The sequence below is a fragment of the Streptococcus sp. Marseille-Q6379 genome (assembly GCF_965119505.1).
In genome coordinates this window covers 298,692-311,333 of record NZ_CBCPLV010000001.1, presented here as the reverse complement: position 1 = coordinate 311,333, position 12,642 = coordinate 298,692, and the positions used below count along the sequence as shown (strand labels likewise).

Here is a 12,642-nt window from a genome sequence, read left to right as displayed (position 1 = left end):
GCAGACAGCATCACTTTTCTTATTTTCCAAAGACAGAAACGAGACGTTTCACCCCTTCTGCAACAACAGTAGTCGGTGTAGCTACGTTAAAACGGAAATGTTTTTCTCCTTCGGAACCAAAGGTAATACCGTCATTTAGCACTACCTTGGCTTCTTCTTTAAGCAAGCGTCCAAGTTCATTGTGATCTTGATCATAGGCTGAAAAATCAAGCCATACCAAGTAGGTTCCCTCAGGTTTCATGACTTTGATATTAGTCTTTTCACTAAGTTCCTTGGTTAAAAGGTCAATATTAGTTTCAAAGACAGTCTTCAATTCCTCTAACCAAGGTTGCCCATAGGTCAAAGCTGCTTGCGTTGTAATCAAACCAATGGTTGGAATTTCATGTTGATTATTTGCTAATTGCTTTTGTTTAAAGGCTTTACGTAAGTCTTCATTTTCAATGATGGTAAAACTATTTTTGGTACCAGCAATATTAAAGGTTTTAGTGGCCGAACTAAGCACCAAGGTAAAGTCCTTGTAAGCATCTGAAATGGTATTCATAGAGATGTGCTTATTCCCATATAAGGCTAAATCTTGGTGGATTTCATCAGATACTAAAAGGACACCATGTTTTTGGCAGAGGTCTGCCACCTTGGTCAATTCTTCCTTAGTCCAGACACGCCCACCTGGGTTATGTGGGCTACAGAAAACATAAAGTTTAACCTCATTATCGACGATATCACGTTCCAATTGTTCAAAATCAATTTCGAAATGTCCATTAACCTTAACAAGACTATTCTCAATCAACTGACGATTATTCAAACGGACAGAACGAGCAAAAGGCGGATAAACTGGTGTGTTGATGAGAACAGCATCGCCTTCTTTCGTAAAGGTTTGAATAGCTGTTGAAATGGCTGGGACAACACCTTCAATGAGCACAATACTCTCTTTATCAACGACGTAACCATGTTGATTTTTTTCCCAATTAATAATGGACTGATAAAGCTCATCACTTGGATAAGGATAACCAAAAATATGTGTCTCAGCATAGTTGATGACTGCATCCCTAATCTCAGGAACAGGTAGGAAGTCCATATCAGCAACCCAAAGCTCAAGGAGTTCTGGATTACTTTCGGCTTCGTGCCATTTCATGGTGTTTTGATTCAAGCGATTTGGTTGTGTTGTAAAATCATAACGTGTCATAGATAACTCCTTAAAGACTAAGGGCATTTTCCAAGTCAGCAATCAAATCTTGTGCTGCTTCAATACCAATTGAAAGACGAAGCAAGTCGTCTGTCAAACCATAGGAAGCACGTACATCACCTGGAATATCTGCGTGGGTTTGTGTCGTTGGGTAGGTAATCAAGCTTTCGACACCACCTAGGCTCTCCGCAAAGGTAAAGACCTTTAGAGAATTGATAATGGTTGGAATCTTGTCTTGATCAGCCACTTTGAAGGAAATCATCCCACCCTTGCCTGGATAGAGAACTTCCTTAACAGCCGGTGACTTTTCTAAGAAAGCTACAACTTCTTGAGCATTAGCTGTCGATGCCTCCATACGAAGTTTTAAGGTCTTAAGACCACGCATGAGCATATAGCTATCAAATGGTGATAAGGTAGGACCCGTAGTATTGAGGTTATAATAAAGTTTATCGTAAAATTCTTGGTTGCTAGTCACAACAACACCAGCCAAAACGTCATTATGACCTGATAGGTATTTAGTAGCTGAATGTACAACGATATCAGCACCTTGAGTAATCGGTGTTTGATAGATTGGGCTATAGAAAGTATTATCAACAATAACCACTGCACCCTTATCATGAGCAATTTTTGCCACTTTTTCAATGTCAAACTCAATCATAAGTGGGTTTGTCGGTGTTTCGATGTAGACAATATCAGTATCATCAGTGATAGCCGCAATCATCTCATCTTCTGTATTAGTGTATTCAAAAAAGAAACGACCTTCTTTTTCCTTGTCGTTAAACCAACGGAAAGAACCTCCGTAAAGGTCACGCGCAGCTACAACCTTGCTACCTACTGGGAAAATTTCAAAGGCCAAAACAATGGCGCTCATCCCTGAACTTGTCGCAATAGCATAATCTGCTTTTTCAATAGCTGCAAGTGTTTTTTCCACTGTTGCGCGTGTTGGATTTTTAGTTCGTGTATAGTCAAAACCAGTAGAATGGCCAAATTCTGGATGTTGGTAGGTTGTTGAAAAATGAATCGGTGAAGCCAAGGCTCCTGTTGCTTCATCCGAATTGATTCCTGCGTGTGCCAAAATGGTTTCTAATTGATATTCTTGTGTCATAATGTGCCCTTTCTACATGGTAAAGTGGATATACTCCATATCTATGACCTCTATTTTATCACTATTTTCTGAAAATAATGGTAAGTTCATCATACGGATTCTTGATAGTTAGTTATAGTTTATTTCTATAACCTAAAAATACAGGTAGTTGCTGGCTATAATTTAAAATAAGCCCAATTTTTGAGAATGTCGAAAATAAGTTTTCAAACGTCAAAAAGTGCCTAAAACATTATAGTTTCAAGCACTAAGAAATGATTTAAAAGTCTTGCTTCAATCTGAGGTTAGCCACTGACTTACTTTTTATCAAATAAGCGATATCTAATTTCTTCCAAAACCATAATAACAAACGGACAAGCAAGTAAATAGAGCCAATCATCAAGTCCAATAGGCGCAGTGTTAAATAGCGTGTGGAAGAGAGGCACGTAAGACAGGATGATAAAGAGAACAATTTCTAAAACAATCCCTAAGCTAATAATCCGATTAGCAAATGGTTTAATTTGGAAAATAGATCCCCTACCCTTACGGCTATTCATAGCCATACCAATTTGGGTAAAGATAATAGCACCTAAGGTCATTGTGGTTGCCTCTCGGTAGAGAGGACCTGAGCTAGCCAAATGGTTTAAGTTACCTTGATTAACCCAATAATTAAGGAAGAAAGCCCCCATAGCTAAGGCTGCTTCAATCAGTCCATACCAGACAAAAGCTTTAATCAATAGTTGGCGATTGAGTAAGCGGTCTGATAAACGTCTTGGTGGCTTATCCATCACTCCTTCTTCAGGTGGTTCAACCCCCAATCCCAAAGCAGGTACCATATCTGTCCCCAAGTCAATAGCTAGGATTTGCATAACCGTTAAGGGAAGAGGTATGCGTCCCAAAGAGAACAAGAAGAAAGCAGAGGGTACAGCTTCAGGTGTATTGGAATTAAAAATATAAGTCAGGAATTTTTGAATATTTCTATAAACCGCACGACCTTCTTCAACAGCATGTACAATCGAAACAAAATGATCATCTGTTAAGATCATATCCGCAGATTCCTTGGCAACATCGGTTCCCGATACCCCCATAGCTACACCGATATCAGCTTTTTTAAGGGCAGGGGCATCATTGACACCATCACCAGTAACAGCGACAACCTCACCAAGCTCCTGAAGTGCATTGACCACACGGTATTTCTGTTCAGGTGCTACACGAGCAAAAACAATTTCCCCTTTAAGCGCTTCTTTGAGCTGGTCGTCATCCATGGCAGCTAGTTCAAGTCCCGAAACAACACGCGCATCATCACCTTGTACAATTCCGATTTTCTTGGCAATGCTAAGAGCTGTCAAACCATAGTCACCTGTCACCATGATAATACGAATACTAGCTCTATGGCATTTTTCAATAGCCTCTCGCACACCCTGACGTGGCGGATCACTCATGGCAACCAAGCCTAGAAAGACCATATTGTCCTCCAGGGTCTGCATGTCCCACCGGTCTTCTCCAATATGCTCGCTATCTAAAGGTCTATAGGCCACAGCTAAAACACGTAGACCATCACGGGCAAACTGATCGTTAGCCGCAAGGATAGCCTGACGCTCAGTAGCTGTCAATGATTTAATCATCCCTTGATTATCAAAGTAATCTGAGCAAAGCTCCATCACTTCTTTTGGAGCACCTTTGGTGATAGATATATGATAACTACCATCCAATCCTGACTCAAGCTTATGCACTGTTGTCATCCGTTTACGATCAGAATCAAAGGGAATTTCCTTGATGCGAGGGGCCCAAGTATGATTGTCATTTAAATTAATTCCTGCTTTTTCAGCGAGAACATTAAGACAAGCCTCCGTCGGATCACCTAAAATCGTATAATTGGGATTATCAGCACTAGGAACTACAACTTGAGCATTACTAGCCAAATGTGAGAATCGGACCAAACGATTAAGGAGCTCATTTTCTTCAAGAGAAACAGGTTGTCCTTCCTGCTCAATCTGCCCTTCCGGTGCGTAACCTAGCCCAGTTACCCCATAACTCTCTGACAAGGTCCACAGGTGGTTAACCGTCATAGCATTTTGCGTCAAAGTCCCTGTTTTATCCGAACAAATAACAGAAGTTGCTCCTAGCGTCTCTACCGAAGACAACTTCTTAACCAAAGCATGATCCTTAGCCATACGCTGAACTGCCATGGCTAGAGAGAGAGTAACTGTGGGAAGAAGTCCCTCTGGAATAAAGGCCACAATCATCCCCAATGCAAAAATAAAGGCTTGAGACAAAGGCTGATGGACAAATAGAGTCGCTGCCACCATAAAGAAGAGACCTACAGATACTGCGATGACCGAAATCTGTTTGGTTAAATGGTCTAGTTCCTTTTGCAGTGGACTTTTTTCCTGAGCTAGGTTTTGCGTCAAGTCTGCAATTTGTCCAAACTCAGTTTTCATACCGATAGCAGATACTATAAAATGTCCAGAACCAGAAGAGACTGTCGTCCCTGCAAATACCATATTGTCATATTCTAACTCAGTCTTGTCGGGAGTCAAATCTGCTTGATCTGACTTATAAATAGGATTAGACTCACCAGTGAGGGCCGATTGATTAACCTGCAAATCTGTCACAGTGACCAAGCGTCCATCAGCAGAAATACGGTCCCCTTCTTCAATGAAAACCAAGTCACCTGGCACCAAGTCTTGAGCTAGAATCTTGTCCTCCTTACCATCACGAAGAACTCGTGCATAGGATGGAAGAAGCTTGTTAAGAGCTGCCGTAGCCTGACTTGCCCTATATTCTTGAATAAAGCTAAAGAGACCATTAATAATGTTGACCAACCAAATTGCAATCCCTAACTCCAAGCTATGAGAGAGCATAGCGATAAAGCCACCAGCCCACAATAAGAGAGCCATGAGACTAGTAAAATGTCTGAAAAAGGTCAGCCAAATAGGCTCCGTCTTACTTTCCTTCAATTGGTTAGGGCCATACGTCGCCTGCCTCTCCTTAACCTCTTGTGAGCTCAAACCTTGATGGCTTGTCTGCAAGACTTGGTAAACTTGTTCAGGAGGATAGGTCCCTAATTTTATATTTTCTTGTCTAGAATCAGTCATAGTCCTTTCCTCGATTCTAAATCATTAAAACGATTTCATTTTTTCACCCCTATTATACTCCTTTTTCAGAAAATGTTGAAAAGAAAAAACCAAGCCACACGACTTGGTTTAAATCTTATTTGATATGTAATTTAGCACGTAGGCTAGCTGCTCGGGTGCCAAGCAATTGATCAGCCATACGAGTTACAAGAGCAAGAACGCCATAGACACCAATTCCAAGGCCTCCTCCAATGATCAAGTAAATCACACTGCCCACACGGCTTGTTGGTGAAAGTACAAACTGGAACACCCCATAGAAGACTGCAACTGGAATAGCCATGAGCACTGTAAGGATACAGATGAGTAAGGCTTTTCTAAACACTGTCTTACGACTAAAGTGCGTAACAGTGTGGAGGCGATTATACATCAGAGCAATTGGAACACCTAAGCCGATGGCTGTTGAAATAACTGGTCCAAGAGCTCCTAGGAAAATAATCAATGGTAACTGTAAGATTCCCTTAACTAAAACCCCAATCGCAAAATAATTGATAGCTTTACGGGTCTCAAAGATGGCCTGAAGCATAGGTGCTAAAACGCTATACAAGGCCAAGAAAATAACTTGAATTAGACTGGCTACAAAGAGCAAGTGGGCCTGGCTATCTGGTGCCCCATAAAAAACTGTGTAGAGTGGTTTAGCCAGAATCACTGATCCTGCAATGGCAGGTACAATAAAGAGCAAGAGTAACTGAAGATTATTGATAATCAGTTTAGCCGCTCCCCTAAGATCCTTCTTAACCATATTTTCTGTCAAGAGGGGAATCCCAACTCCAGCAATAGAAATAGCTACGGCAATCAAAATCATAGTAATCTTACTTGGGTTTGAAGACAAGTAAGCATAGAGAACCTGAAGCTGACTGTTACTATAGCTTGTAAACTTCTCCATAGTACGGATAAAGGTCCATTGGTCAATCAACTGGAAAAGTTGGACCGCTGACCCAGTGATAATGAAAGGAATGGCTTCCTTAAAGGTTTCAATAACAATTGCAGTTGGATTGATATCAGGATGAACGGCCTGCTTACCAAAAAGACTCTTGAGCTTACCTTCCTTCCAAAGGTAGAAGAAAAGCACCCCATAACTAGCCAGCATACCGATGAAAGCGGCAAAAGTCGATTGGACAACTGCTGTCACATAATCGCCTGTCCCAATTTTCATGATGAAGAAGGTCGCCAACAGCATCCAAATAACACGGATAATCTGCTCCGCAATCTGACTTAAGGCATAAGGCTTCATGTTGTTAAAGCCTTGGAAAAAGCCTCGTAAAACAGACATAGATGGGAAAATAACAACTGCCCAAGAAAGACTACGCATTACGCGAACCAGATCCTCGTCTCCCCCAGAAAGGTAAGACATCCACGGCGAAGCAAAGTACATGAAAACGCCAAAGATCAGTCCGAGACCAATCATGTAATACAAGATACGCTTGAGTAAGAAGAAACTCGTCTCCATCTTTCCAAGAGTGTTGTATTTAGACACCTGTTTGGCAATTGCGACTGGAATCCCTGCTGTCGAAATCAAAAGGAAAAGGGCATAAATATTATACCCCTGACCAAAGAGGGCATTGGCTTGGTCACCATGTTTGCCCATCCAAGCATACCAAGGAATAATGTAAAGTGCCCCTAATAGACGACTGATAATATTGGATGCTGTCATCCACGCCGTCCCTCTTAGCATCTGCTGCTGCTGTGTGTCAGTTTTAGTTTCAGTCATAACTTTCTTTCTAAAGAATAAAATATAATCTAGTTTATTATAAACTTTTGGCTGTGACTTGTAAAACAAGAACATTAAGGCTAAAATAGGAACTATGATTACTATTGAACAAGTTCTAGAGGTTCTCAAAAAGGACCGTAATTTTAGAGATATTATTGACCAAGACAACTACTACTATTCATGGACTGGAGTAACTTTTGATCATCTTTCTTACGACAGTCGTGATGTCACACCATCTTCCCTCTTTTTTGCCAAAGGGGCTGCCTTTAAGCTTGAATTTTTAGAGAATGCTGTCAAAGCTGGCTTGAGTTTCTATGTGGCTGAAAAAGATTATCAAGTGGGAATTCCTGTCATTATCGTAACAGATATCAAGCAGGCTATGAGCCTCGTTGCTCAGGTCTTCTACCAATACCCCCAAGATAAACTAAAATTGCTGGCTTTTACTGGGACAAAAGGGAAAACAACAGCAGCCTACTTTGCCTTCAATATTCTCAAGCAAAGTCATAAACCTGCTATGCTTTCAACCATGAACACGACACTAGACGGAAAAAACTTCTTCAAGTCTACCCTAACAACACCTGAGAGTTTGGACCTTTTCCGCATGATGGCTGAAGCTGTTGATAATGGCATGACCCATCTGATTATGGAAGTCTCAAGTCAAGCCTATCTGACTAAGCGTGTCTATGGACTGACTTTTGATGTAGGTGTCTTTCTTAACATCAGCCCAGACCATATTGGACCTATTGAACATCCAACCTTTGAAGACTACTTCTACCATAAGCGTCTTCTCTTGGAAAACAGTCGAGTTGTTATCGTCAATAGCGGTATGGATCACTTTGCTTTTGTCGCTGAGGAAGTTGCGGATAAAGAGCATGACTTCTATGGTAAAAACTCCGACAATGCTGTTAAACATGGCTCAGGTTTTAGCTTTAAGGCAAGTGGGGAATTAGCCGGTGACTATGATATCCAACTTATCGGTGACTTTAACCAGGACAATGCTATGGCTGCAGGTCTAGCCTGCCTACGTCTTGGAGCTAGCCTTCAAGACATCAAAGAAGGGATTGCTCAGACCTCTGTTCCAGGGCGTATGGAAGTTCTTACACAAACTAAAGGAGCCAAGGTTTTTGTGGACTATGCTCACAATGGAGATAGCCTAGATAAGCTCTTACAAGTCGTAACCAGCCATCAAGATGGCCATATTAGACTAATTCTAGGGGCTCCTGGAAATAAAGGTGAAAGTCGTCGTAAAGACTTCGGACATGTCCTCAATACCTACCCTGATGTTGATGTCATCCTAACAGCTGATGATCCTAACAAGGAAGATCCTCTTGCTATCTGTCAGGAAATTGCTAGCCACATCAGTCGCGAGGTTCGTATCATTGTCGATCGAGAGGAAGCAATCAAAACAGCAATGTCTGAGACTACAGACTCTAAAGACGCTGTGGTTATCGCTGGTAAAGGTGCTGATGCCTTCCAGATCGTAAATGGTAAACGTGATAACTATGCTGGCGATATTGAAGTCGCTAAGAAATATTTGTAAAGATTTAATTAAAAAGATTCAATGATGTGTCATTGAATCTTTTTAATTCATCTCATTTTTACAAATTAAAGCAATACTACCGATAACGTCTCAATTGAGGTGGTTCATAAGACTGGACGAAAGCTTCAATTTCTGAAAAATCATCTGTAAAGAGGAATTTTGCTGCTGTTTCAGCCTCCAAAAAATCATGAGTAACCATGGTATCTAACATCATTTTCATAGCATCATAATAGCCATTGAGATTGAAGAAAACACAGGGTTTGTCCAACTTACCGACTCGAGCAGCTGCAATAGCTTCAGAGATTTCTTCCAGTGTCCCTAGACCTCCTGGAAGTGAGATAAAGAGATCTCCTTGCTCTAGCATGGCAGTCTTTCTTTCTGCCATAGTTTCTACTATCGTCATTGAGGTCAATCCCTCATAAGCTATCTCCCTATCTTTGAGGAATTGTGGCATAATGCCATGAGCCTGTCCACCATTTTCCAAAACCGTATCACCAAGAACTCCCATAAGTCCCATCTTACTGCCACCATAGACTAGGGTATGCCCATTTTTAGCAATCCACTGACCCAAGGCAATTGTTGCTTTTTTAAAGCTAGGATTATCCCCCATATTAGCTCCCAAATAGACCGTTACTTTCATTGAAGTCCTCCTTTTATTCTATTATAACGCAAAATTCCTGTCAGTTATGGCAGGAATTTTTTCTTAGTCTTTACGCTCCAAATTACGAAGCATTTCATCAATTTTATTACCGTATTCGATAGACTCATCCTTAATGAAGGTCAAATCCGGAATCTTATACATGGTCAATTTTTTACCAAGTTCACGCTTGATTGTCCCAGTAGCCTTTTCAAGACCAGTTTGTGCTTTTTGGTTATCTGAGGCCAAGGTTGAATGAATAGTGTAAAAAATCTTAGCAGCTGACAAATCGCCTAGCATTTGCACATCTGTGATAGTGACATCTTGCACACGTGGGTCACGAACTTTCTTTTGAAGAATTTCATTGACCTCACGTTTGATTTCCATACCAACACGGTCTACACGAAATGAATTTCCCATAGTCTTATCCTTTCTCTCTTATTATGATGGAACAAAAGCCAGGCCAGATGACCTAGCTTTGTCTCCTAAGTAAGCTTTCTTAAAAGCTAACAAAATTAACGTTTAATTTCTTCCATAATGTAAGCTTCGATAACGTCATCAACTTTAATATCGTTATAGTTTTCAATCATCAAACCACCCTCTTGAGCGTTTCCGACTTCTTTAACGTCATCTTTAAAGTGTTTCAAGCTTGCCAATTTACCATCAAAAATAACGACACCATCACGAATCACACGGGCACTTGAGTCACGAGTGATTTTACCACTAGTAACCATGAACCCACCGATTGTTCCGACTTTAGAAACCTTGAAGGTTTCACGGATAATAGCTTCACCAATGACTTTTTCTTCAAATTCAGGATCAAGCATCCCTTTCATGGCATCTTCGATTTCTTCGATAACCTTGTAGATGATGCTGTGAAGACGAATTTCAACTTCATCAGTTTCCGCTTGTTGACGTGCTTGTGGTGTAGGACGAACGTTAAATCCGATAACAACAGCATCTGAAGCTTCCGCAAGAGTAATATCAGATTCGTTGATAGCACCTACCGCTGAGTGAACAACATTAACACGAACACCCTCAACATCAATCTTAAGAAGTGATGCTGCCAAGGCTTCAACAGAACCTTGTACGTCGGCCTTGATGATAACATTAACAGTCTTCAATTCACCAGCTTTAAGGGTATCAAAGAGGTTATCAAGACTAACACGATGTGTTTGTTGACGTTGTTTCATAAGGGCACGTTTAGCACGTTCTTCACCAGCTGCACGAGCTGCTTTTTCGTCTTCATAAACGGCAAAATGGTCACCCGCCATAGGCGCTTCGTTCAAACCAGTAATTGAAACTGGTGTTGATGGTGCTGCAGTCTTAATACGACGACCAAGGTCATTGGTCATAGCACGGACACGTCCGAAGGTATTACCAACAACGATTGGGTCTTGAACATGCAAGGTACCTTGTTGAACAAGGAGGGTTGCAACCGCACCTTTACCTTTATCCAAACGCGCTTCAATAACGGTACCGATGGCACGAACTGTTGGGTCAGCTTTAAGTTCTTCCACTTCAGCCACAAGAAGAACTGTTTCAAGTAACTCTTCAATGTTTTGACCAAACTTCGCTGAAATTTCAACGAATTCGCTATCGCCACCCCATGCAGTTGAGATAACGCCATGTTCAGCCAATTCACCAATTACACGCTCTGGGTTAGCACCTGGTTTATCAATCTTGTTAATCGCAACAATGATTGGAACACCAGCAGCCTTAGAGTGGTTGATGGCTTCAATAGTTTGTGGCATAACACCGTCATCCGCAGCGACAATCAAGATAGTAATATCTGTAACAGAAGCACCACGGGCACGCATAGATGTAAAGGCCGCGTGTCCTGGAGTATCAAGGAAGGTGATTTTCTTACCACCCTCTTCAATTTGGTAGGCACCAATATGCTGTGTGATACCACCAGCTTCTCCAGTCGCAACACGTGAGTTACGAAGGGTATCAAGAAGGGTTGTTTTACCATGGTCAACGTGTCCCATGATAGTAACAACTGGTGCACGTTCTACCATAGCATCTTTATTGAGGTAGTCTTCGTCAACAAAGAAACGTTCGATATCAGCATTATCGACTTCTTCTTTCTTAGTTGCCTCAATACCGTAGTCAACCATCAACAACTCAATAGTATCCCCATCAAGAGATTGGTTTTGAGTTGCCATAACGCCCATCATGAAGAGTTTCTTAACGATCTCAGCTGGCTCACGTTTAATACGTTTTGCGATTTCTGCAACCGTCATGCCTTCAGTATATTCAAATTCTTTTGGTAATTCATGGAATTTACGCTCTGTTACTGGTTTTGGAGCTGAATTACCACGGTTATTTTTACCTTTTTTATTTTTGTTTTTATTCCAGTTACTATTTCGTTGATTTCTCACTTGGTTTTGATTATTCCACTTATTATTTCTTGTTTGCTTAGGTCCATCTTCATTCTCGCGACGATTATCACGTGATTTATCTGGACGTGCCTTTTTACGACGTGTATCTTGTGCTTGCGCAGCTGGAGCTGGTTGAGCAACCGGTGCTGGTTTGGGAGCTGGCTTAGCTTCAGCAACTGCTTTTTGAGCAGCGACTTCAGCCTGTTGTTTTTCTTTTCTTGCCTTTTCTTGCTCTTTCGCACGGCGTTGCTCTGCAGCTTTTTCTTCACGGAAGCGTGTTTCACTTTGACGTGAATATTCTGCATTTTGCTCTGCTTTCAAGGCTGCTGCACGCGCTTTAAAGTCAATACGTGGTCCTGCCTGATTGTTACGGGCAGCATCGTTACGTTTATTTCGACCTTGATCATTGCGCTGTTTACCTTTGAAATTACGGTCACGATTACTATTGTTACCGCGGTTCCCATTATTACGGTTGCCTTGACCATTTCCATTTTGGTTGCGACGATCATTATTCTGACGTTTACCTTGATCGTTCCCTTGTTGATTTCGGTTACGATTACGGTTGTCACGGCCTCCGCCGTTTTGACGACGCTCTGCTTCTGCCTTGGCACGTGCTTCACGTTCTGCCTTAAAATTACGGCTTTGTGGTTTTTTCGGAGTCGCAGGGGCTTCTTTGACTTCAGCCTTTGATGTTTCTTTAGCTGGAGCTGATTTGGCAACAGGTACCTTATCAACCTTAGGCGCTACCTTTTCCTCTTTAGGAGTTGGTGTCGCTTTAGGAGCTGGCTTGCTTTCAGCCTTAGCTGTTCCCCCTTTTAAACTTGAAGTGATACGATTAGCATCAGCTTCTTCAACTGATGAGGAATGGCTCTTCACAGAAAGACCAAGTTCTTGAGCTTTCGCAACAACAACCTTACTTTCTACACCAACCTCTTTTGCGATTTCATATAATCGTTTCTTTGACACGTGATG

Annotated in this window: 8 protein-coding genes; 1 reads left to right on the top strand and 7 read right to left on the bottom strand. The window is 41.5% G+C overall.

Annotated features, from left to right (window positions below; genetic code table 11):
* Positions 1-19: 19 nt before the first annotated feature.
* From ACWPVZ_RS01615 to ACWPVZ_RS01600, 4 genes are all read right to left on the bottom strand, one after another.
* Complete coding sequence (locus ACWPVZ_RS01615) at positions 20-1,183, bottom strand: MalY/PatB family protein (RefSeq protein WP_414341097.1); 1,164 nt, start codon at positions 1,181-1,183, stop codon at positions 20-22.
* A gap of 10 nt (positions 1,184-1,193) precedes the next feature.
* The gene (locus ACWPVZ_RS01610; RefSeq protein ID WP_110980900.1) at positions 1,194-2,288 is read right to left on the bottom strand and encodes a cystathionine gamma-synthase; all 1,095 of its coding nucleotides are present in this window, start codon (positions 2,286-2,288) and stop codon (positions 1,194-1,196) included.
* A gap of 293 nt (positions 2,289-2,581) precedes the next feature.
* Positions 2,582-5,362, bottom strand: coding sequence for a cation-translocating P-type ATPase (locus tag ACWPVZ_RS01605; protein ID WP_454380615.1), 2,781 nt, complete (start codon positions 5,360-5,362; stop codon positions 2,582-2,584).
* 115 nt (positions 5,363-5,477) lie between these two features.
* The gene (locus tag ACWPVZ_RS01600; protein ID WP_060972151.1) at positions 5,478-7,109 is read right to left on the bottom strand and encodes a putative polysaccharide biosynthesis protein; all 1,632 of its coding nucleotides are present in this window, start codon (positions 7,107-7,109) and stop codon (positions 5,478-5,480) included.
* Positions 7,110-7,203: 94 nt separating this feature from the next.
* Here ACWPVZ_RS01600 and ACWPVZ_RS01595 point away from each other — a divergent pair, with 94 nt between their 5' ends.
* Positions 7,204-8,649 (top strand): UDP-N-acetylmuramoyl-L-alanyl-D-glutamate--L-lysine ligase, encoded by a 1,446-nt coding sequence (locus ACWPVZ_RS01595; RefSeq protein ID WP_454380613.1) that lies wholly within the window; start codon positions 7,204-7,206, stop codon positions 8,647-8,649.
* A 76-nt stretch (positions 8,650-8,725) separates the two neighbouring features.
* Here the strand turns inward: ACWPVZ_RS01595 and ACWPVZ_RS01590 are convergent, their stop codons facing one another.
* The 3 genes from ACWPVZ_RS01590 to infB all read right to left on the bottom strand — a co-directional run bounded on the left by ACWPVZ_RS01590 (position 8,726) and on the right by infB (position 12,636).
* Positions 8,726-9,289 (bottom strand): LOG family protein, encoded by a 564-nt coding sequence (locus ACWPVZ_RS01590; protein WP_454380611.1) that lies wholly within the window; start codon positions 9,287-9,289, stop codon positions 8,726-8,728.
* Positions 9,290-9,352: 63 nt separating this feature from the next.
* The gene (gene rbfA / locus ACWPVZ_RS01585; protein ID WP_002883798.1) at positions 9,353-9,706 is read right to left on the bottom strand and encodes a 30S ribosome-binding factor RbfA; all 354 of its coding nucleotides are present in this window, start codon (positions 9,704-9,706) and stop codon (positions 9,353-9,355) included.
* A gap of 95 nt (positions 9,707-9,801) precedes the next feature.
* The gene (infB, locus tag ACWPVZ_RS01580; protein ID WP_045771726.1) at positions 9,802-12,636 is read right to left on the bottom strand and encodes a translation initiation factor IF-2; all 2,835 of its coding nucleotides are present in this window, start codon (positions 12,634-12,636) and stop codon (positions 9,802-9,804) included.
* Positions 12,637-12,642 lie beyond the last annotated feature (6 nt).